The 24,637-nt window shown below is 52.2% G+C and carries 18 protein-coding genes and 1 pseudogene; 9 read left to right on the forward strand and 10 right to left on the reverse strand.

Annotated elements, in window-relative coordinates; genetic code table 11:
• The 3 genes and pseudogenes from H6F67_RS24445 to H6F67_RS24455 all read left to right on the forward strand — a co-directional run.
• Positions 1-106: pseudogene (locus H6F67_RS24445) on the forward strand (IS630 family transposase); the annotation flags it as partial.
• Between the two features lie 810 nt (positions 107-916).
• Positions 917-2,602: a GH3 auxin-responsive promoter family protein gene (locus H6F67_RS24450; protein WP_190769269.1), complete on the forward strand. Its 1,686-nt coding sequence runs from the start codon at positions 917-919 to the stop codon at positions 2,600-2,602.
• Positions 2,603-2,826: 224 nt separating this feature from the next.
• Positions 2,827-3,225: a response regulator gene (locus tag H6F67_RS24455; protein ID WP_190769270.1), complete on the forward strand. Its 399-nt coding sequence runs from the start codon at positions 2,827-2,829 to the stop codon at positions 3,223-3,225.
• A 47-nt stretch (positions 3,226-3,272) separates the two neighbouring features.
• On the opposite strand, the gene mreD is transcribed toward H6F67_RS24455, so the two are convergent.
• The 3 genes from mreD to H6F67_RS24470 all read right to left on the reverse strand — a co-directional run bounded on the left by mreD (position 3,273) and on the right by H6F67_RS24470 (position 5,767).
• Positions 3,273-3,851, reverse strand: coding sequence for a rod shape-determining protein MreD (mreD, locus tag H6F67_RS24460; protein ID WP_313927009.1), 579 nt, complete (start codon positions 3,849-3,851; stop codon positions 3,273-3,275).
• On the reverse strand, positions 3,848-4,627 hold the full coding sequence (gene mreC / locus H6F67_RS24465; protein WP_190769272.1) for a rod shape-determining protein MreC: 780 nt from the start codon (positions 4,625-4,627) through the stop codon (positions 3,848-3,850). The genes mreD and mreC overlap by 4 nt, the downstream gene beginning before the upstream one ends.
• 99 nt (positions 4,628-4,726) lie before the next feature.
• Positions 4,727-5,767, reverse strand: a complete 1,041-nt coding sequence (locus tag H6F67_RS24470; RefSeq protein ID WP_313927011.1) for a rod shape-determining protein — start codon at positions 5,765-5,767, stop codon at positions 4,727-4,729.
• Positions 5,768-6,102: 335 nt separating this feature from the next.
• On the opposite strand from H6F67_RS24470, the gene H6F67_RS24475 reads away from it, so the two are divergent.
• Both H6F67_RS24475 and H6F67_RS24480 read left to right on the forward strand, forming a co-directional pair.
• The gene (locus H6F67_RS24475; protein ID WP_190769274.1) at positions 6,103-6,465 is read left to right on the forward strand and encodes a single-stranded DNA-binding protein; all 363 of its coding nucleotides are present in this window, start codon (positions 6,103-6,105) and stop codon (positions 6,463-6,465) included.
• A 640-nt stretch (positions 6,466-7,105) separates the two neighbouring features.
• Positions 7,106-11,077: a magnesium chelatase subunit H gene (locus H6F67_RS24480; RefSeq protein ID WP_190769275.1), complete on the forward strand. Its 3,972-nt coding sequence runs from the start codon at positions 7,106-7,108 to the stop codon at positions 11,075-11,077.
• A 63-nt stretch (positions 11,078-11,140) separates the two neighbouring features.
• Here H6F67_RS24480 and H6F67_RS24485 read toward each other — a convergent pair whose 3' ends face one another.
• Entirely contained in the window at positions 11,141-11,854 is a 714-nt protein-coding gene (locus H6F67_RS24485) for a hypothetical protein (protein ID WP_190769276.1), read from the reverse strand.
• A gap of 10 nt (positions 11,855-11,864) precedes the next feature.
• A complete protein-coding gene (locus tag H6F67_RS24490; protein ID WP_190769277.1) occupies positions 11,865-12,533 on the reverse strand; it encodes a hypothetical protein in 669 nt (222 codons plus the stop codon).
• Positions 12,534-12,735: 202 nt separating this feature from the next.
• Here H6F67_RS24490 and H6F67_RS24495 point away from each other — a divergent pair, with 202 nt between their 5' ends.
• Positions 12,736-13,593 (forward strand): alpha/beta fold hydrolase, encoded by an 858-nt coding sequence (locus H6F67_RS24495; RefSeq protein ID WP_190769278.1) that lies wholly within the window; start codon positions 12,736-12,738, stop codon positions 13,591-13,593.
• Here H6F67_RS24495 and H6F67_RS24500 read toward each other — a convergent pair.
• The 5 genes from H6F67_RS24500 to H6F67_RS24520 all read right to left on the reverse strand — a co-directional run bounded on the left by H6F67_RS24500 (position 13,590) and on the right by H6F67_RS24520 (position 17,417).
• Positions 13,590-13,871, reverse strand: a complete 282-nt coding sequence (locus H6F67_RS24500; protein WP_190769279.1) for a DUF1816 domain-containing protein — start codon at positions 13,869-13,871, stop codon at positions 13,590-13,592. The two genes, H6F67_RS24495 and H6F67_RS24500, sit on opposite strands and share 4 nt — an antisense overlap.
• A 45-nt stretch (positions 13,872-13,916) precedes the next feature.
• Positions 13,917-15,437, reverse strand: a complete 1,521-nt coding sequence (gene rlmB / locus H6F67_RS28410; RefSeq protein WP_190769280.1) for a 23S rRNA (guanosine(2251)-2'-O)-methyltransferase RlmB — start codon at positions 15,435-15,437, stop codon at positions 13,917-13,919.
• 70 nt (positions 15,438-15,507) lie between these two features.
• On the reverse strand, positions 15,508-15,918 hold the full coding sequence (locus tag H6F67_RS24510) for a Mini-ribonuclease 3 (RefSeq protein WP_242020784.1): 411 nt from the start codon (positions 15,916-15,918) through the stop codon (positions 15,508-15,510).
• Positions 15,919-16,093: 175 nt separating this feature from the next.
• On the reverse strand, positions 16,094-16,432 hold the full coding sequence (locus tag H6F67_RS24515) for an STAS domain-containing protein (RefSeq protein WP_396799010.1): 339 nt from the start codon (positions 16,430-16,432) through the stop codon (positions 16,094-16,096).
• A 238-nt stretch (positions 16,433-16,670) separates the two neighbouring features.
• Positions 16,671-17,417 carry a ferritin-like domain-containing protein gene (locus H6F67_RS24520; RefSeq protein WP_190769282.1) on the reverse strand — a complete coding sequence of 249 codons (747 nt, stop codon included), beginning with the start codon at positions 17,415-17,417 and terminating at the stop codon, positions 16,671-16,673.
• A gap of 308 nt (positions 17,418-17,725) precedes the next feature.
• Between H6F67_RS24520 and ftsH2 the strand changes: the two genes are divergently transcribed.
• The 3 genes from ftsH2 (at position 17,726) to metH (ending at position 24,411) form a co-directional block, all read left to right on the forward strand.
• A complete protein-coding gene (gene ftsH2, locus H6F67_RS24525; protein ID WP_190769283.1) occupies positions 17,726-19,612 on the forward strand; it encodes an ATP-dependent zinc metalloprotease FtsH2 in 1,887 nt (628 codons plus the stop codon).
• 212 nt (positions 19,613-19,824) lie between these two features.
• Entirely contained in the window at positions 19,825-20,619 is a 795-nt protein-coding gene (locus tag H6F67_RS24530) for a PspA/IM30 family protein (RefSeq protein WP_190769284.1), read from the forward strand.
• Between the two features lie 186 nt (positions 20,620-20,805).
• Positions 20,806-24,411 (forward strand): methionine synthase, encoded by a 3,606-nt coding sequence (gene metH, locus H6F67_RS24535; protein WP_190769285.1) that lies wholly within the window; start codon positions 20,806-20,808, stop codon positions 24,409-24,411.
• Positions 24,412-24,637 lie beyond the last annotated feature (226 nt).

The raw sequence follows: 24,637 nt of genomic DNA on the forward strand, positions 1-24,637 counted from the left end.
GTGGAGCGTTCTCAAGAATTGGATGCGACAACGCTGGGATGAATTTGAGAACTTCCGTGATTGCGTCGATGCCGCTTTCAAACATTGTCCTAATGTGGTTTCGTAGAGCTATAAAAAATAAATTTTAGTAACTTTTCGCTGAAATCGATATCAAAAGATTGTGATTTAAATTATGCGGTGAACCTGCCGCTGGAATTATCCCAAATGGAAGTTGTAACGTTGATCTTCGCTTTTTACAATTAAAAGCATCTCGCTTCAAGTTTGCTTCCGAATATTTCCTCAGGAGTTTTGAATCATGTTTGCAGTTATCTCGTTGTTTGCCGGATACGCTTTTGCCTACTCGCTGTTTGTTTCACGGCTGGGTAACGATCGAGAACAAGTCAAGCTCGATCGCTAAATACCAGTGATTGCACGCTTTTCACTCTTGATTAACTTCTAAAATTACGCCAAGTTCTTCAAGTCAGTTCAACTGATTCTATACTCACTTAAGAATGCAGCCGTATTTGGATCAAACCCGTTGCTTAGTAAACAGTAAACACGACAAATTTACGTTGCGATAGTCAGATTATTTACGAGAGCGATCGAGGCTTGAACATCAAGCTATTTCCTAGAACAAACGCTACGTTCTGATGTTCTCAGCTTGAAATGCGCAATCGAATTTGTGATTTTGCGATTGTTCAATTCGCATCAAACTCTGCAAATTTTGCTTCATGGCAGTCATAAGCGCGATCGCTTAATGAGATCGCTCGGAACACTCGATCGAGTGCTGCGTCCAGCAGTAAAGAGAATATTGAGCCGCTTTTGTCTCCAGAAAGTGTGGTCTAATAATCTCGGTAGTTCTATAGTCAGAACTCAAGCAGCCGCTTCTGCACGCTGACTTGCTGCTTTGTGTTTGCGATCGTCTCCCTTTTTCCGAATGAGCGTTTTACTGCCCCTGCTGACCGCTTACGCGACCTACGCCAAGCAAAAATTGATTGGCAAGACCCGCCGAATTATTCAGGCGCAGGAGCGGTTTTTGCTCGAACTGCTGCGAGCACATCAAAACACAGCACTGGGTCGGCAGTTCGAGCTGAGCCAAATTCGATCGATCGAGCAGTTTCGCAAACAAATTCCCATCTGGCCGTATGAGCGCTACGAGCCGTATTGCGCTCGCATTAGCAACGGCGAACCCAACGTTCTCAATCCTGATCCGGTTGTCTATATCAGCTTCACCAGCGGCTCGACCGGACGCAAAAAACATATTCCTGTAACGCGCCGCTACCAGCGAACTTTGCGACGGGCTGATATTGCCGGATTAGGATTTGCCGTTGAAGGCTTGCACCAGCGCGGCTTGCAATACGGCCAGTCCATGATCACCAACTCGGTACGGATTGAAGGGCGGACTGAGAGCGGCATTGAGTATGGCCCTGTCAGCGTTGGCAGCATTCGCATGGGGCGATCGCTATTCGAGCATAATTTCGCCCATCCGTTTGAAGCGTTGGAAATTGCTGATACCCAGGCTCGACACTATGTTTGCCTGCTGTTTGCGCTCAAGAATGCTGAAATGCGCGGCATGATTGCCAATTTTCCGATGTTGCTGTTGCGTACCTGCGGCTATCTTGAACAGTTTGCTGAAAGTTTGATTGACGATCTAGAGCGCGGATCGATCGCGCCTGAAGTCCAAATCGAACCGGAAATTCGCACCTATCTTGAACGTCGCTGGCAGGCTGATCCTCAGCGGGCAGCGCAACTGCGCGAAATTTATCAGCGCGAAGGCCGCTTGACGCCGAAACTCGCTTGGCCGCAGCTTAGCTTTTTGCTGACGGCGCAGGGTGGCACATCTGACTTTTACTTTCAGCGATTTGGTGATTATTTTGGCGATACGCCGATTTTTGGCGGCGTATATGGTTCGGCAGAAGCCACTTTTGGCGTGTATCCAGAGTTCAACACGAGTGCTTGCATCCTAGCGATCGAAAGCGGCTTTTATGAATTTATTCCAGTCGATCAGTGGGAAGTGGAGCAGCCCAAAACGCTGCTGCCTTGGGAAGTAAAGGTGGGCGATCGCTATCGCATTCTCGTCACCAGCTACAGCGGCTTCTACCGCTATGACATTGGTGATGTGGTGGAAGTAGTAGGGTTTTACAATCAGACGCCGCTCATTACCTTTCGCTATCGACGCGGCGGGTTGCTTTCGTCCACGACCGAGAAAACAACGGAGTTTCACGCCACACAGGTGATGCAGCGTTTGCAGCAACAGATGAACCTGCGATTTGAAGATTTTTGCATCACGCTATCTGAGCAGGAATTTCCCGCCTGTTACCTGGTCAATATTGAGCTTGCCTCTGGTCAAGTTCTTGACGATCCGATCGCCTTGCTGACCCAATTTGAAGCGCTGATGTCCGATGTCAACGTCCGCTACGGAATTGTCCGCAAAGGTCAAGTGCCACCTCCGCGTCTGCGATTGCTGGCTCCGGGCAGCTTTGCGATCGTGCGGCAGCGACAGCTTGCCAAAGGCATGTTCGACTCGCAGCTTAAATTTCCGCACATCAGCGAAGACCGTCAGTTTCTGGCAGGATTAACGATCGAGCAGGAAGTTGAACTTCCCACATTGGCGCAGCGGTAGAGACAGCACTGACGAGCTGCTGGCGCGACAAAATAATTCCTTCTGGCCGCTGCTCACAATAGCAAGTTGAGATCCAGCTTTCCTGCGGTTGGCTCTAATTCTGCCGAATCCGGTCTGCAAGTTTGTGAAGGCTTCGTCAAGAACTGTACTTGTAAAGTCACGAGTCGCGATCGCCCAGTGCATACTTGCTAGGCTGTTTTTATACTTCTGTCCCTTTGTATTCAATGGACTCTGATACTTCACCGCAGCCGCTCAAAGTTTTAGTGGCTGAAGATGACGTGTTCAATCAAAAGCTGATGGTTCAAATGCTCGATCGCCTCGGCTTTTCGGCAGATTGCGTCAGCGATGGGCGAGAAGCACTTCAGGCATTGCGCCATCAAGCCTATCGCGCAGTGCTGATGGACGTGCAGATGCTGAAAATGGACGGAATCAGCGCTGCTCGCCAAATTCGTCAAGATTCGCTGATGTGCCAGCAGCCCTATATTATTGCGCTAACGGGACGTGCGCTGCCAGAAGAGCAAGCAGAATGTTTGCAGGCAGGCATGAACGATTGTCTAACCAAGCCGATTCGTCTTGAGACGCTATCAGAAGCGTTGAGCCACTGCAAACCGATCGCGTCATGAAAATGCTTTGACTCCGGTTTTTGCAGCTTTTTGAAAGCCTGATTTCCTCAGGTCGGGGTCTGCTCGATCGCATTCATCCGTTCCCACCAGCGATTTAGCGGATAGTACACGGCAGGTGCCCAAAGGCTGCTTAAGATTGCAGAGCTGAGGGCGATCCGCTGATGGTAAAGCCAAATTTCTGAGAGTGTGCGAAACGTGCCGTTGCGAAAGAAGCCGAATCCCGGCAGGCTGAATTGAAGTGCCGTAATCGTTTCGGCAACAACTGCCATGCCGAAGACAATCAGCGCAACAGAGACAAAATCTTCTTGAATGTAGCGCTGCTTTTGAATGCGTGCCGTCAGCAAGCCAACGATCGCCAAGCTCAGCGCGTGTGTTGGTTGCGGAGCGGTCATGCCGTCCTGAATCATCCCAAGCGTCAAGCCTGCGATCGCACCTTGCAGCGCGGTTCGCTTGACGCTCCAAGAGACGACCCAAATCAGCAGCCAGTTGGGAGCAACGCCTAACAGTTCCAATCCTGGCAGACGTATCGGCAAAATCAGCAGGCACAGCAAAACTGAACCAGCGGTAACAGCAGCGTTCACAAGCTGACGTTGGATGTGATTCCACTGTTTGAGCGTACTGTTCACGGTGTTGTCTCGTCTCCGCTTTCTGCGGCGGCGTCCGCTTTGACGTTGGGCGTGACGATCACCCATTCCAGAACGTTGACCGGAGCCGAAAACTGAATTACCGCTTCGGGAGCCGGAGTTTTGTTCATGTCGATCGATTCCACCCGACCAACGGGCAATCCGGCAGGAAACAAGCGGCTAAACGACGAAGTGGAAACAACATCGCCCGGACGCACATCGGGCACTTTGTCAAAAAATTCCATGATGGCGCGGTTGCCAGCTTGACCACGCAGATAGCCCATCGATCGCGATCGACTAATCGTCACACCGACCTGACTACTCGGATCGCTAATCAGCAACACGCGACTGGTATTCGGTGTGACTCGCACAACGCGACCAATCAACCCACCTGTTCCAGATACGATCGCTCCTTCTTCGATGCCGTCTCGACTGCCGCGCCCCAATGTGATTTGCTGCCACCAGTGATCGGCACTGCGACCAATAATCGGTGCAGCAATTGCTTCTCCAGGCTGCGTGCTGGTGTAGTTGAGCAACTGCTGCAAGCGCTGATTTTGGCTTTCCAGCTCGACAAGCCGCTGCTGAAGTTCTTGCGTTTGTGCATTCTCGATCTGCTGGGCAGCGGTGGGGCCAGTCTGAAACGGACGCGAAATGACCTGGTAGATTTCAGCCACCATTGCGCCTTGCGTTTGCCGCACCAGCCAAGCAGATGCGATCGCTAGGCTTGTCAGCCCAACGCGCAGTCCGTTTCGTTCCCACCAGCGACGCAGCGTGTACATTCAGTTCCAGAAATCCGTAACAAGGTAAATTTGTGCTCAGCAAGCAATTGCGGTTGACCGGGGCAGACCATCCGGCAACCGCAATTACGCGATCAATTTCTACATGTTGCGCGATCGACCGCTAAAGACGCGCTCAAGCTGCTTAAAGTTTTCCAACACGCGGCCAGTGCCCAAGACGACACAGCTTAGAGGATCAGCCGCGACGTGAACGACAATTCCAGTTTCGTGGCTGATTAGCGTATCCAAACCTTTGAGCAGTGCGCCACCGCCTGCCAGCATAATGCCGCGATCGATAATGTCCGCTGCAAGTTCTGGAGGAGTTCGTTCCAGAGTGCGCTTGACCGCTTCAATGATCACAGAGAGCGGTTCAGACATTGCTTCCCGAATTTCTGGTCCCTTGACCGTGACGGTTCTTGGCAAGCCAGAGAGCAAGTGCAATCCGCGCACATCCATCATGGCGTCGTCTTCACCTGTCGGATAGGCTGAACCGATGACAATTTTGATTTCTTCTGCGGTGCGCTCCCCAATCACGAGGTTGTGCACTTTTTTCATGTACTGCGTGATCGCTTCGCTTAGCTCGTCGCCTGCCACACGCACGGATTCGCTCAAGACCGTTCCTTGCAAGCTCAAAACGGCAACTTCCGTTGTGCCGCCGCCGATGTCAATGATCATGTTTCCGGTCGGTTCGGCAACAGGCAGTCCCGCGCCGATCGCAGCCGCCACAGGTTCATCAATCAGGTAAACATCTCGCGCTCCCGCTTGTGAAGCTGCTTCCATAACGGCACGTCGCTCCACGCCCGTCACACCGCTGGGAATTCCAATCACAATGCGCGGCGAAACGAGGGCACGGCCTTCATGCACTCGGCGGATGAAGTGCTTCAGCATCAGCTCGGCAGTGTCAAAGTCAGCAATCACGCCGTCTCGCAAAGGGCGCAGCGCAACGACGTTGCCTGGTGTGCGTCCCAGCATCTTCTTGGCGTCTTCGCCAACGGCCAGAGGCGTCTTTGTCTCATGATCCATTGCGACAACCGACGGCTCTTGAAGGACAATGCCTTTGCCAGAGACATAAACGAGCGTGTTTGCAGTACCGAGATCGATACCCATGTCACGCGAGAACGAGAAGCGATTGAGAAGAGCCACTAGCCTACTAAGCCCCCAAATGATGCTTTGGTTTGCAATCTCTGTATAACCGGGATACACAGTCGAAGCGAATTCTATTACGTTTTGCAGCGAGAGTCTAGTCATTTTGGCAGACTTGCTGCTTGAATCGATGCGAATTCACTTAATTTGGCAACAATGTTGTGATGCTATCGTTGCTGATTTGGAATAACTGTATGGTTGCCATTGTCAATTGTTCCGTCTACCCGGAATAATCGTCAGGACTATCTGCATACCATCTGTATTGGGTAGAATGAATAGAGTACTATTGTACTAAATTCAGCTTCGCGATCGCTGATCAATCCTCAAGGAGCACTATGAGCCTAAACGTTGTAACGCTGGTGGGTCGCTGCGGTGGTGACCCAGATGTGAAATATTTTGAGTCGGGGTCGGTCAAGTGCAGTTTGACGCTGGCTGTAAATCGTCGTACCCGCAACAGCGAAGAACCCGACTGGTTTAACCTGGAAATCTGGGGCAAAACAGCTGAAGTTGCGGCCAACTATGTACGCAAAGGCAGCTTGATCGGCATCAGCGGTTCGCTCAAGTTTGACCACTGGCAAGACCGCAGCACCGGAGTTGAGCGCACCAAGCCGATTATCAAGGTCGATCGCCTAGAACTGCTCGGTTCAAAGCGCGACAACGAAGCGGACATGAGCTATAGCCCCAGCGACGAATTTTAGTTGAGTGTCAGGATTGGGGTTAGGTGTCGGCGAGCGGTCAGCAGCCGACATTTTTTATAGCAACTTAATCGTGAGGTGAAAGCGATCGCTTGGTTGCTCCTGAATCAATATTGTGATGGCATAAGCTGAATTGGAACTGTAATAAATGAGAGCAGAGTCCTACTAGATAGTCAATTGAGATGGAGAGTTGCTGCTAAAAATTTATACAAAATTTGCTGACGATCGCTGTATTTTTCTCGCAAGTTGAGCCGCTAATCCTGAAAGCTTTTGAGCGATTAGCTCTTGCTTTGAAAGTCTGTAGCCGACATTCTGAGCGATCGATTAGAATTTTTAAGAAGAATGATAATTCCTTCTTATGCATCACTCCACATGCTTGTAATTTTGTCAAGTTAAGTTTTTAAAAAACTACTTAAAGCAGTCACTTTTGTATTAGTCAAGCTTTGTAAAAAAATATCTCGGTTTTTTTATCAAATTGTGTCGGATCGCCCGTGAATTCAGATTTGAGCCGCTTTTTCTGATACAAAAACTCATGTAGTCTTTTTGCGTTTTGCCCTGACGCATCAGCCGAATCGCCCTTTTTTGCTCCTCACAGGCGATCGACTGCTGCGCCCAGTCGTGTTCAATTTAGGAGTCTCGCCGCATGTTCACTCACGTCAAGCCCACGATCAGGCATATCGTCCCCGAACACCTGAACGGGCGATCGCTGGTCAAGGTGGTCTATGTCGTGCTAGAGCCACAGTACCAAAGCGCTCTGTCTGGAGCTGTGCGATCAATTAACAAAACAAATCCAAATCTGGCGATCGAAATTAGCGGCTATCTGCTCGAAGAACTCCGCAGCCCGGAAAACTACGAAGCGTTTTCTCAAGATGTTGCTCAAGCCAATATCTTCATTGCTTCGCTGATTTTCATCGAAGAACTCGCTGATAAGGTAGTTGCTGCGGTTGAACCACATCGTGACAGGCTAGATGCGGCAATTGTGTTTCCCTCGATGCCGCAGGTGATGCGTCTAAACAAGCTCGGCACGTTCTCAATGGCGCAACTGGGACAGTCGAAAAGCGCGATCGCCCAGTTTATGCGTAAGCGCAAAGAAAAATCGGGTTCGTCGTTTCAAGACGGAATGCTGAAGCTTTTGCAAACTTTGCCGAAGGTGCTGAAGTATTTGCCGATCGATAAAGCCCAAGACGCACGAAACTTCATGCTCAGCTTTCAGTATTGGCTGGGCGGTTCCTCCGAGAACCTAGAAAACTTGCTGCTGATGCTGATCGACAAGTATGTAGACGAGGCCAGCGCTGGCGACAAGCCGCAGTACCGCGATCCCGTCACCTATCCAGATATGGGCATTTGGCATCCGCTCGCGCCGCAGATGTTTGAGGATGTCAAGGAATATCTCAACTGGTTCAGCAGTCGCACTGATATTTCCCGCGACCTTAAAGATCCGCTTGCGCCCTGTATTGGCTTGGTCTTGCAGCGGACGCATCTGGTGACGGGAGACGATGCCCACTATGTAGCAATGGTGCAAGAGCTTGAAAGCATGGGCGCGAAAGTGATCCCCGTGTTTGCAGCCGGACTTGATTTCTCAAAGCCTGTCGATGCTTTCTTCTGGGAATCGAATGCGACTCCACTGGTTGATGTGGTAATTTCGCTGACCGGATTTGCCTTGGTTGGCGGTCCTGCACGGCAAGATCATCCCAAGGCGATCGACGCCCTCAAGCGCCTCAACCGTCCCTACATGGTTGCCCTGCCGCTCGTCTTTCAAACCACTGAGGAATGGCAAGATAGCGATCTCGGTCTGCATCCGATTCAAGTCGCGCTTCAAATTGCGATCCCCGAACTGGATGGCGCGATCGAGCCGATCATCCTTTCCGGTCGCGACGGGACGACGGGACGCGCGATCGCGCTGCAAGATCGCGTGGAGGCGATCGCACAGCGGGCGATGAAGTGGGCAAATCTCCGCCGCAAGCCAAAGCTCGACAAAAAATTGGCGATCACAGTCTTCAGCTTTCCACCCGACAAAGGCAACGTGGGAACCGCAGCCTATCTTGACGTATTCGGCTCGATCTTCGAGGTGCTGCAAGCAATGAAGCACAACGGCTACGACGTGCAAGACGTGCCGGATACGGCTGAAGAGCTGATGCTGACTGTGATTCACGATGCTCAGGCGCAGTACAACAGCCCGGAACTCAACATTGCTTACAAAATGTCGGTTCCCGAATATGAAGCTTTGACTCCATATCATAAGAAGCTGGAAGAATCTTGGGGTGCCGCGCCTGGACATCTCAACACTGACGGTCAGAATTTGCTGATTTATGGCAAGCAGTTTGGCAACGTCTTCATCGGGATTCAGCCGACGTTTGGTTACGAGGGCGACCCGATGCGTTTGCTGTTTTCGCGATCGGCCAGTCCGCATCATGGCTTCGCCGCCTACTACACCTACCTGGAACACATCTGGCAGGCTGACGCCGTTCTGCACTTCGGTACGCACGGATCGCTGGAGTTCATGCCCGGAAAGCAAATGGGCATGTCCAACGACTGCTATCCCGATTCGCTAATCGGCATGATCCCGAACCTGTACTACTACGCGGCAAACAACCCGTCTGAAGCGACGATCGCCAAGCGCCGCTCTTATGCCGAAACGATCAGCTACCTGACGCCGCCTGCGGAGAACGCCGGACTCTACAAAGGTTTGAAGGAACTGAGCGAGCTAATCGCCTCCTATCAAACGCTGAAGGAATCCGGTCGCGCCGTGCCGATCGTCAACGCGATTATCGACAAGTGCCGCATCGTCAATCTGGACAAAGACATCGAACTTCCCGAAACGGCAGATGATCTCAGTGCTGACGATCGCGACACCCTCGTTGGCAAGGTCTACATTCGCCTGATGGAAATCGAATCGCGCCTGCTGCCCTGCGGTCTGCACGTGATCGGCAAGCCACCGACCGCCGAAGAAGCGATCGCCACGCTGGTCAACATTGCCAATCTCGATCGCCCTGAAGAAGAAATCATGAGTCTGCCGCGCATCATCGCCAGCAGCATCGGGCGGAACATTGATGACATTTACAAAAGCAGCGATCGCGGCAATTTAGCCGACGTGCAGTTGCTTTACGACATCAATCAAGCGGTTCGTGATGCGGTCAGCGCAATGGTGAAGGAGCAAACCGACGCCGATGGGCGCGTAGCTCGCGTCACCAAGCTCAACTTCTTCAACATGGGCAAAAAAGCGCCTTGGGTGGAAGCCTTGCATCAAGCGGGATACGACAAGGTAGACACCGATCTGCTCAAGCCGCTGTTTGAGTATCTGGAATTTTGCCTGAAGCAAGTCGTCGCGGATAACGAACTCGGTGCGCTCTTGAAAGCTTTGGAAGGCGAATATGTTCTGCCGGGACCGGGAGGCGATCCGATTCGCAACCCTGATGTTTTGCCGACTGGAAAGAACATTCACGCGCTTGATCCCCAATCGATCCCGACTACTGCCGCTGTGCAGTCGGCTCAGATTGTGGTCGATCGCCTCCTTGCCCGTCAAGCTGCCGAAAATGGTGGACAGTACCCGGAATCGATCGCTTTCGTCCTTTGGGGAACCGACAACATCAAAACCTACGGCGAATCCCTAGCGCAGGTGATGCTGCTGGTCGGCGTTCGCCCCGTGCCCGATGCGCTCGGACGGGTGAACAAGCTGGAACTGATCTCGCTGTCGGAATTGGGACGGCCTCGGATCGATGTCGTTGTCAACTGTTCGGGTGTGTTCCGTGACCTGTTCATTAATCAAATGGCGTTGCTCGATCGCGCTATCAAAATGGCAGCAGAAGCGGATGAACCTCTGGAAATGAACTTTGTTCGCAAACACGCGCTCAAGCAGGCAGAAGACATGGGAATCAACCTGCGCCAAGCAGCAACTCGCGTTTTCTCTAACGCCAGCGGTTCGTATTCTTCTAACATTAACCTTGCCGTCGAAAACAGCACTTGGGAAAGCGAATCAGAGCTGCAAGACATGTATTTGTCTCGCAAGTCCTTTGCCTTCAGTTCTGATAATCCGGGCACAATGGAGCAGTCACGAGAAATCTTTGAAACAACTTTGAAGACGGTTGATGTGACGTTCCAAAATCTCGATTCGTCTGAGATTTCGCTCACCGACGTGTCGCACTACTTCGACTCTGATCCGACGAAAGTTGTTGCAACGCTGCGCGGTGACGGCAAACAACCTGCTTCATTCATTGCCGATACAACAACGGCAAATGCTCAGGTGCGATCGCTCTCCGAAACCGTTCGCCTTGATGCTCGTACCAAAATGCTCAATCCTAAATGGTACGAAGGAATGCTCTCTCACGGCTACGAAGGTGTGCGGGAACTCTCAAAGCGATTGGTGAACACGATGGGCTGGTCAGCCACAGCGGGAGCCGTCGATAACTGGATTTACGAAGACACCAACACAACGTTCATCCAAGACGAGCAAATGCGCCAGCGCTTGCTGAACCTCAATCCACACTCATTCCGAAAAATTGTCGGAACGCTGCTAGAGGTAAACGGTCGCGGCTATTGGGAAACTAGCGAAAGCAATCTTCAAATGCTGCGTGAACTCTATCAAGAAGTGGAAGATCGAATCGAAGGAATCGAATAGGCTCAACTTCTATTGTTGAAAGAGAAATGCTGTAGGGAAGTTTAATCTCTACAGCATTTTCTGTTAGCGCGATCGATACTGCTGCACCTCACGCTGCACGCTAACGCCAATTTCTAAGGCTTCTTGCAGGAGTTGCTGGTAATCATTGGCGCGATCGCTCACTGACAGCGATTCGATCGCCGCCAAATTGCGTTCAATATTCGCCACTAAATCATGGCTGCGAGACAGCAAACCACGACTGTCTCGCAGAATTTTCTCGGTTGTTAAACCTGCAATTAGCGTATCTCTGGTGAGGTTTAATGCAGACAAAACCTGCTGACGATCGAACTGCTGCTGCGAACTTTGGGCTGCATGGAGGCGATCGATCACGTCAATCGCGCCCAGTATTTGATTAAACTGATCAACTTCGTCCAGCAGGCGCAACAGCGGTTTCATTTGTTGCACTCGCCGCCACATGTACAAATTCCAAGCAGCTAAAAGCACGATCGCGCTGCCAAGCGTCACTTGAAAAAACAAAATCACAACCGAAAGCTGATCGAACGAATTAACCGAATTGCGAGTAGCAGCTAATCCAATCGGCAAGGTGAAGATAAATAGCAGCGCAAACACCAAAACTTCAGTGATGAAAAATTGCAGCGATCGCGATTTGCTGCAAAAAATCGAGGGACGGTAGAAGCCGCCAAAGATGCCACCGACAAACAGGTTGCTGACATCAAAGCCGCTAATGCGTTCGAGTTCGCGATCGCTAATCTTGAGGTCTTCCAAATTAGAATCCATCGGTTGAATCCTAGCCTAGAAGGTTTAGCAGTGCATTCCAGACTCCACTAAAGAAGCTGCCTTCACGAGACCGAAATAGCTCAAACTGACCCGCCGAACCAAAGAAGGGGCGGAGTGTCCAGCCAAGCTGACTACCCACAAACCCATACAGAATCAGCCAAAACCGAAGAATGCTGCGACGAACTTTTGCACCCTGTTCACCATCCGCGATCGGCTTCATCACCTGATAGAGAAACGACACTCCCAAAATTCCAGTTAGGGCAAAGATTGCCACGTTTAACAGCAGAAAAAAGCTGTAGTCATTTACCGTGATTAAGAAAAACAGCGTCACAGGTGCAAAGCCGCAAAGCAAAATGGAAATGACCGCTACGGCGGTAAGCAAATAGGTAAAATGCTGTGCGATCGTTTGCTTGGAGCCAAACAGCGCATTAAAAATATACAGCGTTGGTAAGCAAACCAGCAGCGTAATGAGGTAAAGAGCAGGCAGTTTCACTGCGGAGGAAATTGCTTGCAGTGGGCTATGAAATGTTCCAATAATTGCGCCATAAACGGCGAAGAAACAAAAGCTTGACAGCATCAGCGCTGAGATTTTGCTTTTCAGTCGCACCCCGTCGTGAACTTCTTCTAAAAATGATTGACGATCGCGCAGTAAAGTGACGACGGTTGAAAAATAGTTCATGACGCTTCTCCTTTCAAGATATTCGGTTGACGCGAACTAAACTTAAGATTCCCATCTCGTGCCAGGGGCGAAGCAAGCGAGAAGTCTTGGTTCCTACATCACCGCTCGCTTAAATTTCGGAAGGGCGGTTGCGATCGTTCAACAATTACTCAGTCAGGGATTGCTACGATCGAGCTATTAAAATGATTGAGGCGATCGCCACATGACTTCTTCCGCCGCATTTCCGTTGACCGTTCAGGTACAGGGCAGCGGCTACCCAATTCTTTGCCTGCACGGTCATCCCGGTTCCGCTGCAAGCATGTCGGTTTTTACCGAGCATTTGTCTAAGCGATTTCAAACAATTGCGCCTGACCTACGCGGCTACGGTCGCAGTCAGACGAACGCAGCGTTCACGATGCAAGACCATCTCATCGACCTCGAAGCGCTGCTCGATCGACTGGGGATCGATCGCGCTTTGATTTTAGGTTGGTCACTGGGCGGCATTCTGGCAATGGAACTTGCGCTGAAGCTACCCGATCGCATCAGCGGCTTGATCTTGGTTGCAACGGCGGCGCGTCCGGTCGGCAATCATCCGCCGATTGACTGGCAAGACAATTTCTACACGGGGATCGCGTCGCTGATCAATCGCATCCGACCGAGCTGGAAGTGGAATATCGAAACGTTTGGGCGGCGATCGCTATACCGCTACCTGTTACAGCAGCACAACGCTCACGCCTACGAGCGACTGGCGCACGAGGGCATGAGCGCATTTTTGCAAACTTCCGCGACGGCGAATCAGGCTTTGCAGCAAGCGATCGCCACGCGGTACAACCGACTAGCCGATCTTGCTCTAGTCGAGTGTCCATGTTTGATGCTGGCTGGCGCTTGCGATCGCCACATTACCGCTGCGGCCAGTCAGGAAACGGCCTGCCATTTACCGAAATGTGATTGGCAGTGCTATCCTGACACAGCGCACCTGTTTCCTTGGGAAATTCCTGATCGCGTCCGGCAAGATATCGATCGCTGGCTGGCGAATCATCCAGAAGCGATCGATTTCACGGTGAACCAAGCGACGAGCTAGGCGCGGCTACTCATCAGGGACGGCGGCTTTCCCGATCGGGTTGCCTCGGCTTCGTGTTCGATCGTCAAGCTAGCAGGCTTGCAGCGTCTCACAACAGCGCGGATATTCTGCGCGTTTTCCTGCTCTAAATCTTGAACGTAACCACTTTTGGCTGCTTCGGCTTCGCTAGCACTGGCAAACGGCCCAAAGTAGTAGGTGCAGCGAGGTGCTTCGGTGACAACCTCAACCCACCAAGCTTGACCGAGTGCCTCCAGGAGTGTGATCCAAATTTCTTTCATGCTCTGCTGCAATTGCGACGTAAATGACCCGGATGTCTCCAGACGTTAAAAAGATTCAAGTTTCGTTATACTCTGTTGCACTTTGTTTTGCAAAGTCCTCAAAGGTAGAGCTTGGGCTTGTCTTTGGCGGAAAACTTCATACAGCACCATTCCCGCTGCCACCGATGCATTTAGACTAGGCGTTTTGCCGCGCAGCGGAATCGACACGAGCGCGTCACAGTTTTTCTGCGTCAGCAAGCTGAGGCCATCCCCTTCAGAACCAACCACAATTGCCGTTGCGCCTGTGAACTGCGTGGTGTGCAGGGGTTGACTGCCATCTGTCGCCGTTCCGTAGATCCAAAATCCAGCCGCTTTTAGCGCTTCAAGCGCGCGGCTGAGGTTGACAACACGAGCGATCGGCAAATTCTCCAGCGCACCTGCCGCCACTTTGACCACTGTTGACGTGATCCCCACTGCGCGACGCTGCGGGATCACCATGCCCTGAGCGCCCAGTGCTTCAGCCGTGCGAGCGATCGCGCCCAAATTATGAGGATCAGTCATGCTGTCCACAATCACCAGCACCGGATTTTCACTGGCAGCTTTCGCCTGCTCGATCAAATCCTCAAGCTCGACATACGCATAGGCGGCAACTTGGGCAGCAATGCCCTGGTGGTTCGCTCCGTCGGTGATTTGAGTAAGGCGTTTCGGTTCCACTTCATCGATGACCGTGCCATTCACTTTGGCGGCTTGCAGCAAGCCATGAAAGCGGGGATCATAGCGTAAGCGCGGCAGCACCCAAATGCGATTTAAGGTGCGATCGCTCTCCAACGCTGCTAACACCGTGTGGCGTCCATAAATCAAATCTGAATCATTCTGCTCAGTCGGAGTGGAATCAACTGCAGCAGGTTCATCCGTTTGAGGTTGGTCATCACTCGCTTCAACCTCAACAGAAATTGCTGTTTCTTGATCCACATCCGGCAGCACGATCGCCTTCCGAATTGGGGCAACGTCTACCTCAGTGTGTCCGTTTTTAAGAATCGGTGCGGAAATTTCAATGTCCGATCGATCGCGGGATCGAGCTGAGCGGCGATCGTCGAATTGCTCATGACGCGAACGCTCAGACGAATACTCGGAACGAACCCGCTTGGGTGCGCCCCGATCCTCTCGATGCGATTGTCCCGATCGATGGTCATCGCGATTTCGGTAGGGACGCCTCGATTGATCGCGGTCATCTTGCCGGGAATCGTTTGTTCGATCGCGGTAGCCCTCTGACTTTTTGCGATCCCGATAGGGGCGATCAGATTGCGGGCGTTCGTCGCGGCGGAATCGATCGGGTCGTGCTTCAAAGCGGTCGCGGCGCTTTGGAGCACTCTCGTCGCGGTAAGAGCGTTCTGGACGATCGCTGCGGTCTTCGCGGTGCGGACGGTCTGGACGGCGATCGCCGCCGTATTCATCTGGTGTGGGATGGTAGCTGCCTTCTTTGGAATGATGGCCGCCGTCACGCTTGCGGTCTGTGCGGTACTGTTTACGCTCGCCACCTTCGGGGCGCGAAGATTGAGTGCGGGGACGAGAAAATTTAGCGGCCATAGGTCATGCTCCAGAAAAAGAATCGCCGCGCACTCGATCGAAGCACGCGCCGCTGAATCACAAGAAAACTCTACGGTTCTACCGAAGAATCAAAAGGCAGATGCGCGAGCAACTGCGCTAAACGTTGGGGATCGCACAAATAAAGATAGCCAACCAGGGTTTCGAGGCTGCTAGCTCTCTGGTAGGTTTCTGCATCACGTCGGTTCGATCGACTAGAAGCAGCGTTGCGCCCGCGTCGAACAATATCAAGTTCGGTTGAGGTGAGGTGCGGCTCTAGCAGCTTGAGATGAGCCGATTGGGTCTCGGCTCGCACCTGGGCGACAACCCTATCATGATAGCGCTGGAGACGCTGTGGCGGCAGCAAGTACGCAGCGCGAATGTAAAGTTCAAAGACAGCATCACCCAGATAGGCCAGTGCCGCTGGAGAAAGCTGCTGCACCGAAGCAGGATCAAGCGGCAGTTGCGCCCGGTCAACGGTCAAACAGGCGCTCGCGATCGCAGATGTAACTTGTTGTTGCTCCAACCTAAACCCCATTGACAGTAGCAGTTTCGCTAAGGCGATCACGAAGCTAGTTGCATCATACTGCTGCAATGCCGGAGCAGATTTGCTCTTTCTGCCACAGGTTCTTTCTGCTGCAAGAAGAAGCAAACCTGCTCTAAGATTTCTTGAGGTTCTCTAGCGCAATCTCAACAGAGGGCTGAAGCGCAAGAAACTGTTCTAGGCGAACCATTTTCACAGTTTGCGTCACACGCGGATTGGTAACAACTTGCAGCGAGCCGCCTGCGCCTTGCGCTTTTTTGGCAAGCTGCACGAGTGCGCCCAATCCAGAGCTATCGACAAAATCGATTTGGGAAAGATCCAGGACGAAATTTGGTGGCCCTTCTTCCACGAATTTGTCGATCGCCTTGCGGAAGGTTGGTTCAGAGAAGGCATCCAACAGTCCTGCGAGGCGAAAAAGTTGGCAGTTCTCCCTGACTTCGCGAGTGCCTCTCAAGCTAACGGTCAGGGTTAGTGGTTCAGGAATAGAACCCTCCTCGCAGTTTCTTACTCATAATTCGAGGCTCCATTGTACGGCAGTAAATTGTCGCGTGCAACCCCTTTCAAGATGAGTATTGAACGCGGGGATCGCTGATCCTTTACAGACCGCTTTGTCACCACGCTGCACTTGCGTTTGAGTCTTTGAGCGATCGCGGGAGCATGATCTGCACATCGCGTCTCCCGCGATCGTCCACCTACGATGCGTTGGCAGCCAGCTCTGGCTCTGCCATTTCGGGCGGCACACCATCTTGCACCAAGTTTGGCAGTTGACCGCTCTTCTGCACGAGGTTAGTTACCATCGACACCATCGCATTTACCTTGCGGGTGCGCCACTCGTCTACAATCTGCGACACTTCCACAGGCGACAAATAGCGGTGCATTGCTTCAAGCAAGTAGGCAGCGTGCCCCTTCTCATCGTTCGCGATCGCCAGCATTCCTTTTTTCAGATTGGCGCTGGCCGTGTCCGTGTCGGGCAAAGCATTTGCCATGCGTGCAAAGTCTTTGCTGGCATCGACTTCAAGGGTGTAGGTGCTGGCAAAGAACATCGGCCAGCTAATATTTTCCGGCTTCATGTCTTCGCGGGTGTAGCCCTCAAAATAAGTTTCAAAAAACGGACTGCGCTGCTGCTCCTGACTAGTTTTCTTGGGCAGCTTGGTGAAATCAATCACCTGCTTATCTAACTGCTTAAGGGCGTGCGCGAAAATTTGGCCGTGTCGCTTTTCGTCTTGGGCGTGGCGAGCAAGGCGATCGCTCAACCAGACATCGCCTTCTTCGGCAGCTCGCTGGCTCAAAGCTTCAAGCAAGGGCACAGAGCCGGATTCAGCAAGCTGAAAGCCTGCTAGCATGTTCGGACGAGTTTGAGTATCGCGGATGTTGCGAGCGGTGATGTAGGCGACCGCACCCGAACCCGCGAGGTGAAGAATTTGCGTGAGGAGATTCATAGCTCGAAGCGTGAAGAGCAATGGTGATCATGCTAGCGGCTTTTTCCGAACTGAGCAGGCGATCGCAAGTAGCTCTGTCAATTTTGCGATTTGATCGCTGTCTACGACCTCATCAGTTGTCCGGAAATCCCAAATTAAGTTAAATTTAGTTAAGATTCCTCAGCAAAACGACTATTGCGTTCTCAGCAATCGCACCAATCGGGCGATCGAGGTGGACGTAGACTTCTTGTTAAAAACTCGGCTTTGAAGCATTTCAGTTTGCACGGGGTTTTTGCTGCCATTTTCTGTATCAAGAGGCGAATTAAACTATGAAACTTTCCTGGAGAGTGATTCTTCTCTGGACTCTGCCCGCTCTGATCATTGGTTTTTTCTTTTGGCAGGGCGCGTTTTCTTCCGCCCCAGCAGACATGGGCAGAAACACCGCTAGCACTCGCATGACCTACGGACGCTTTCTGGAATATCTCGATGCAGGTCGCGTCACAAGTGTCGATCTGTACGAAGGCGGACGGACGGCGATCGTTGAGGCGATCGACCCCGAACTTGACAATCGCATTCAGCGCTTGCGCGTCGATCTTCCTGGCAATGCGCCCGACCTGATTACTCGCTTGCGAAGCGATAATATCAGCTTCGACTCGCATCCGATCCGCAACGATGGCGCACTGTGGGGACTGTTGGGCAACTTGATTTTCCCTGTGCTGCTGATTGGCGGCTTGTTCTTTTTGTTCCGGCGATCGAGCAATGTTCCCGGAGGTCCTGGTCAGGCGATGCAGTTTGGCAAATCTCGCGCCCGCTTTTCAATGGAAGCCAAAACGGGCGTGATGTTCGATGATGTCGCTGGCATCGAAGAAGCCAAAGAAGAACTGCAAGAAGTCGTCACGTTCCTCAAAAAACCCGAACGCTTCACCGCTGTCGGCGCCAAGATTCCCAAAGGTGTGCTGCTGGTTGGCCCGCCGGGAACCGGGAAAACCCTGCTCGCCAAAGCGATCGCCGGAGAAGCCGGAGTTCCGTTCTTCTCGATTAGCGGTTCCGAATTTGTCGAAATGTTCGTCGGTGTCGGCGCATCTCGCGTCCGCGATTTGTTCAAGAAGGCGAAAGAGAACGCGCCCTGCATCATTTTCATCGATGAAATTGATGCGGTGGGTCGTCAACGTGGCGCAGGCATCGGTGGCGGCAACGACGAGCGCGAGCAGACGTTGAACCAGCTCTTGACCGAGATGGACGGCTTCGAGGGCAACACGGGCATCATCATCATCGCGGCGACGAACCGCCCGGACGTGCTCGACTCTGCCCTGTTGCGTCCGGGTCGTTTCGATCGCCAAGTCACCGTAGACGCGCCGGACATCAAAGGTCGCTTGGAAGTTCTCAACGTCCATGCCCGCAACAAAAAGATTGCGCCGGAGGTATCGCTGGAGGCGATCGCTCGACGCACGCCGGGATTCACGGGTGCTGACCTGGCGAACCTGCTGAACGAAGCCGCAATTCTCACCGCTCGTCGTCGCAAAGATGCGATTACGATGCTGGAAATTGATGATGCGGTCGATCGCGTCGTCGCAGGCATGGAAGGTACGCCTCTCGTTGATAGCAAGAGCAAGCGTCTAATCGCTTACCACGAAATCGGACATGCGATCATCGGGACGCTGTTGAAGGATCACGATCCCGTTCAGAAAGTAACCCTAATCCCGCGTGGACAAGCGCAGGGTTTGACCTGGTTTACGCCGAATGAAGAGCAAGGCTTGATTTCGCGATCGCAAATTCTCGCTCGCATTTCTGGCGCGTTAGGTGGTCGGGCGGCTGAGCAGGAAATTTTTGGTGATGCCGAGGTGACAACTGGAGCAGGTGGCGACTTGCAGCAGGTGTCGAGCATGGCGCGGCAAATGGTGACGCGATTTGGCATGTCGGACTTAGGACCGTTGTCGTTGGAAAGTCAGCAGGGCGAAGTCTTTCTGGGTCGCGACTGGATGACGAAATCGGAGTACTCAGAGCAGATTGCTTCGCGCATTGACGCGCAAGTGCGATCGATCGTCGAACACTGCTATGACACTTCTCTTCGCATCATCCGAGACAATCGCGCTGTGATCGATCGACTTGTCGATTTACTGATCGAAAAAGAAACGATCGACGGTGACGAATTCCGCCAAATCGTCTCTGAGTACGCAGAAGTTCCCGAAAAGGAACAGTTCGTTCCGCAAATTTAGACAACTGCCTTGAATTGATACAGGTGGGGGCGATCGCCCCCATTTTTGTTTTGCGTCTTGGTTAGTCATGTGAAATTTGCGCCGCTGCTTCGTAGAAACCGTAAGCGCAGATGTGTTACGACTGATGGCACAGCCACGCTGCAATTGACTAAGCTAGAAGAAGCAAGCCTCAGGCCAATCGCCAATCCATCCACAGCCAAAGGGAAAGAGTCATGGGATTATTTGACCGTGTTAGCCGGGTCGTCCGGTCGAATCTCAACGCTGCCGTGAGCGCGGCTGAAGATCCAGAGAAGATCTTGGAGCAAGCGCTGATCGACATGCAAGAAGACCTGATTCAGCTACGTCAGGCCGTTGCCAGCGCGATCGCCAGCCAAAAGCGAATGCAGCAGCAATACAATCAGGCACAGGCTGAATCGAACAACTGGCAGCAGCGAGCCGCGCTTGCCCTGCAAAAAGGTGACGAGAACTTGGCACGTGAAGCACTCAACCGCAAGAAAGTTCAGCTTGACACTGCCAATGCACTCAAAGCGCAGCTCGATCAGCAAACTGGAACTGTTGATACGCTCAAGCGCAATCTGATCGCGCTGGAAGGCAAGATTTCCGAGGCCAAAACCAAGAAAGACATGCTCAGAGCGCGGGCAAGTGCCGCCAAAGCGAACGAGCAGCTTCAGGGCACAATGGGACGCTTGGGCACGAGCAGTTCAATGGCCGCTTTTGAGCGGATGGAAGAAAAAGTGCTGCAAATGGAAGCGCGATCGCAAGCTGCCGCTGAACTGGCAGGCGCAGACCTCGAAAGCCAATTTGCTCAGCTCGAATCGGGAACCGATGTTGATGCGGAACTCGAAGCGATGAAGGCGCAGCTAGCGGGCGCACCTGCGAACCAAGCGCAGCTACCCTCTTCGCAGACCAGCACAGGCGACACACAGCCCAACAAAGCAACGACCCAGCCGCAAGATCAGGTCGATGCGGAACTCGAAGCGCTCAAGAATCAGCTTGATCAGCTTTAAGTCAGCCGCTTAGCGCCGAACTCTTCTTACGCTTAGCCCAGCGGAGGTAACGAATTCGCTGGGCTATTCTCATGTGTGTATGAAAATAAACCTGTAGAAGTTCGATCGCGCCATTTGCTAACTGCCTCAAATCAAGGAACTTGGTAATCTAGAGACAGTTTGCTTTCTTTTCTATTTGATGCGCTTATGACTGGCTCCTTCCTCGATCGCCTCCACAGTGAAACCCGTCCGGTTATCGTGTTCGATGGCGCAATGGGCACATCGCTTCAGCTCCAAAACTTGACGGCTGAAGATTTTGGAGGAGCCGAATATGAAGGCTGCAACGAATATCTCATCTTTACCAAACCCGAAGCCGTTGCCAAAGTGCATCGCGATTTCCTCGCTGTCGGCGCGGATGTGATCGAAACGGATACGTTTGGCGCAACCTCGATCGTGTTGGCCGAGTATGACCTGGCCGATCGCGCTTACGACCTCAACAAAGCAGCGGCAGAACTAGCAAAACAGTGTGCAGCAGAATTCTCAACGCCAGAGAAACCGCGATTTGTGGCGGGATCGATCGGCCCCACCACCAAGCTGCCGACTTTGGGACATATCGACTACGACACAATGAAAGCTTCGTTTGCTGAACAGGCACGGGGGCTGTATGACGGCGGCGTGGATTTGTTCATCGTCGAAACCTGCCAGGATGTTTTGCAAATTAAGGCAGCACTGAACGGAATTGAGGAAGTATTTGCCGAGAAGGGCGATCGCCGTCCGCTGATGGTGTCGGTGACGATGGAAATTCAAGGCACGATGCTGGTTGGCTCGGACGTAGCAGCGATGCTGAGCATTCTAGAGCCATACTCGATCGACATCCTCGGCCTCAACTGCGCGACGGGTCCCGATCGCATGGCCGATCACATCAAATATCTTGCTCAGCATTCGCCCTTCGTCATCTCCTGCATTCCCAATGCTGGAATTCCTGAAAATGTCGGCGGTCACGCGCACTACAAGCTGACCCCGACCGAACTGCAAATGGCTCTGCTGCACTTCGTTGAGGATTTGGGCGTGCAGGTGATTGGGGGCTGCTGCGGCACAAAGCCGGAACATATTGAGCAACTGGCGGCGATCGCCCCTACCCTCACTCCCAAGCCTCGCCCCGTCCGCATTCCCCACTGGGAATTGAACGGCGCTGCTCCAGCGAACAATCCCCGTCCGGCGTTGGACTACACGCCGTCTGCCGCCTCGATCTATTCTGCTCAGCCTTACGATCAGGACAATTCATTTTTGATTATTGGCGAACGCTTGAACGCCAGCGGCTCAAAGAAAGTGCGCGAACTGCTGAATGCCGAAGATTGGGATGGATTGGTGTCGGTGGCGCGATCGCAGGTCAAAGAAGGCGCACATATTCTTGACGTGAATGTGGATTACGTTGGGCGCGATGGCGAGAAAGACATGCACGAACTCGTTTCGCGGCTGGTCACAAACGTCAACTTGCCTCTGATGCTCGACTCGACCGAGTGGCAAAAGATGGAGGCAGGGCTAAAAGTGGCGGGCGGCAAATGCCTCCTCAACTCCACCAATTACGAAGACGGAGACGATCGCTTTTTCAAAGTCCTTGCACTGGCAAAAGCTTATGGCGCGGGCGTGGTCGTCGGTACGATCGACGAAGACGGCATGGCGCGAACGGCTGACAAAAAATTCCAGATTGCCCAACGCGCTTATCGAGATGCGATCGAATTCGGCATTCCGGCTCACGAAATCTTTTACGATCCGCTGGCTTTGCCGCTATCAACTGGAATTGAGGAAGATCGATCGAACGGCAAAGCCACGATCGAAGCAATTCGCCGCATTCGCGAAAATCTACCAGGCGTTCACATTATTCTCGGTGTCTCGAACATTTCGTTTGGCCTCAGTCCTGCCGCTCGAATTGTCTTGAACTCGATGTTTCTGCATGAAGCAGTGGCAGCGGGAATGGACGGAGCGATCGTCAGTGCCGCGAAAATTGTGCCGATCGCCAAGATCGATCCCCGCCATCAAGAAGTTTGCCGTCAACTGATCTACGATCAGCGGCAGTTTGAAGGCGATGTCTGCGTCTACGATCCCTTAACGGAATTAACCAAGCTGTTTGAAGGGGTTTCTACCAAAGAGGCGCGATCGCACGGTTCACTGGCCGATCTTCCGGTTGAGGAACGGCTGAAGCAGCACATCATTGACGGAGAACGAATTGGCCTAGAGGACGGGCTGTCGATCGCCTTGGAAAAATACAAACCCCTCGACATCATCAACACTTTTTTGCTCGACGGCATGAAAGTCGTCGGCGAACTTTTCGGTTCAGGTCAAATGCAGCTTCCATTCGTCTTGCAGTCGGCAGAAACGATGAAGGCAGCAGTTGCCTATCTTGAACCATTCATGGAAAAAGAAGATGCCAGCCAAGCGAAGGGAACAGTAATTATCGCCACCGTCAAAGGCGACGTTCACGACATCGGCAAAAATCTCGTTGATATCATCCTGACAAACAACGGCTACCGCGTTATCAATTTGGGAATTAAGCAGCCAGTAGACAGCATCATCGACGCCTATAACGAGCACAAAGCAGACTGCATCGCGATGAGTGGCCTGCTGGTGAAATCGACCGCGTTTATGAAAGAAAACCTAGAAGTCTTCAATCAACGAGGAATCACCGTTCCCGTAATTTTGGGGGGTGCTGCACTGACGCCAAAATTTGTCTATGAAGATTGCCAAAATGCCTACAGCGGTCGAGTCATCTATGGCAAAGACGCCTTCTCAGACTTACATTTCATGGACAAGCTGATGCCCGCCAAAATGGGTGGAAATTGGAACGATCGCCAAGGTTTCCTCGACGAACAGCACCAAGAACAGAAAGAACCAATTGCTCATCTCGAAGTCAATCGAATTGCCGCAGCACCCGCTCCAACAGCAGAAGACACAATCCGATCTGAAGCCGTGACGCTGGAAATCGATCGACCTCATCCGCCCTTTTGGGGAACGAAATTATTACAGCCTAAAGAAGTTTCGATCGAAGAAGTCTTCGCGTATCTCGATCTACAAGCGTTGATCGCTGGGCAGTGGCAGTTCCGCAAGCCAAAAGAGCAATCTCGCGAAGACTACGGCGCCTTTTTGCAGGAAAAAGTGTATCCAATTTTAGAAAACTGGAAGCAGCGGGTCATCCGCGAAAATTTGCTACAGCCTCAGGTGGTTTATGGCTATTTTCCCTGTTTGTCAGAGGGAAATATGCTGCACATTTATGATCCGGCGATCGCAAATGAAAAGCTGGGGATTAGTGAGCGATCGATTGCCACATTTACTTTTCCGCGCCAAAAATCGCTACGTCGTCTTTGCATTGCCGACTTCTTCTTGCCCAAAGCCGACGCCCCTAGATTTGATGTGTTTCCCATGCAGGCAGTTACGGTGGGTGAGGTTGCAACTCAGTTTGCGAAGAAGCTGTTTGAGGCGAATCAGTACACCGACTATCTGTATTTTCACGGGCTAGCCGTGCAGGTTGCGGAAGCCCTGGCGGAATGGACACACGCTCGCATTCGTTGCGAACTTGGCTTTGGGGATCAAGAACCTGAAAGTATTCGTGACATTCTTGCTCAGCGCTATCAAGGATCGCGCTACAGCTTCGGCTATCCAGCCTGCCCGAATATTCAAGACCAATTCAAGCAGCTTGAGCTACTAGGTGCAGAGCGAATTGGCCTGCATATGGATGAAAGCGAGCAGCTTTACCCAGAGCAATCGACAACCGCGATCGTTGTTTACCATCCGGCAGCTAAGTACTTTAGCGCTTAACGCTCGAAGTTCGATCGCTAAATTGTATTAGATGTCGCTTGTGGAAATTGCGGTTAAGCCGATACAGTCATAATTAGAATAAGAGCAAAGACTGGTATTGAAGTTGACTTGTCAGGAGCATCCACCAAAGCAAGCGCGGCGGCTTACGAAAGGGCATTTCTTGCAAGCGTTGCGATCGCTATGAGCGCCAAAATCTAGATCGTGAGTTTCAAGCTAGATTTTGGGT

Origin of the sequence: Microcoleus sp. FACHB-1515 (genome assembly GCF_014696105.1) — a bacterium.
GTDB lineage: Bacteria > Cyanobacteriota > Cyanobacteriia > Elainellales > Elainellaceae > JAAUTJ01.

Bases quoted from the DNA above. Each gene is read 5' to 3' on its own strand.
- H6F67_RS24450 (WP_190769269.1), top strand. From the start codon at position 917: ATGAGCGTTTTACTGCCCCTGCTGACCGCTTACGCGACCTACGCCAAG.
- H6F67_RS24455 (WP_190769270.1), top strand. From the start codon at position 2,827: ATGGACTCTGATACTTCACCGCAGCCGCTCAAAGTTTTAGTGGCTGAA.
- mreC (WP_190769272.1), bottom strand. From the start codon at position 4,627: ATGTACACGCTGCGTCGCTGGTGGGAACGAAACGGACTGCGCGTTGGG.
- H6F67_RS24475 (WP_190769274.1), top strand. From the start codon at position 6,103: ATGAGCCTAAACGTTGTAACGCTGGTGGGTCGCTGCGGTGGTGACCCA.
- H6F67_RS24480 (WP_190769275.1), top strand. From the start codon at position 7,106: ATGTTCACTCACGTCAAGCCCACGATCAGGCATATCGTCCCCGAACAC.
- H6F67_RS24485 (WP_190769276.1), bottom strand. From the start codon at position 11,854: ATGGATTCTAATTTGGAAGACCTCAAGATTAGCGATCGCGAACTCGAA.
- H6F67_RS24490 (WP_190769277.1), bottom strand. From the start codon at position 12,533: ATGAACTATTTTTCAACCGTCGTCACTTTACTGCGCGATCGTCAATCA.
- H6F67_RS24495 (WP_190769278.1), top strand. From the start codon at position 12,736: ATGACTTCTTCCGCCGCATTTCCGTTGACCGTTCAGGTACAGGGCAGC.
- H6F67_RS24500 (WP_190769279.1), bottom strand. From the start codon at position 13,871: ATGAAAGAAATTTGGATCACACTCCTGGAGGCACTCGGTCAAGCTTGG.
- rlmB (WP_190769280.1), bottom strand. From the start codon at position 15,437: ATGGCCGCTAAATTTTCTCGTCCCCGCACTCAATCTTCGCGCCCCGAA.
- H6F67_RS24520 (WP_190769282.1), bottom strand. From the start codon at position 17,417: ATGAATCTCCTCACGCAAATTCTTCACCTCGCGGGTTCGGGTGCGGTC.
- ftsH2 (WP_190769283.1), top strand. From the start codon at position 17,726: ATGAAACTTTCCTGGAGAGTGATTCTTCTCTGGACTCTGCCCGCTCTG.
- H6F67_RS24530 (WP_190769284.1), top strand. From the start codon at position 19,825: ATGGGATTATTTGACCGTGTTAGCCGGGTCGTCCGGTCGAATCTCAAC.
- metH (WP_190769285.1), top strand. From the start codon at position 20,806: ATGACTGGCTCCTTCCTCGATCGCCTCCACAGTGAAACCCGTCCGGTT.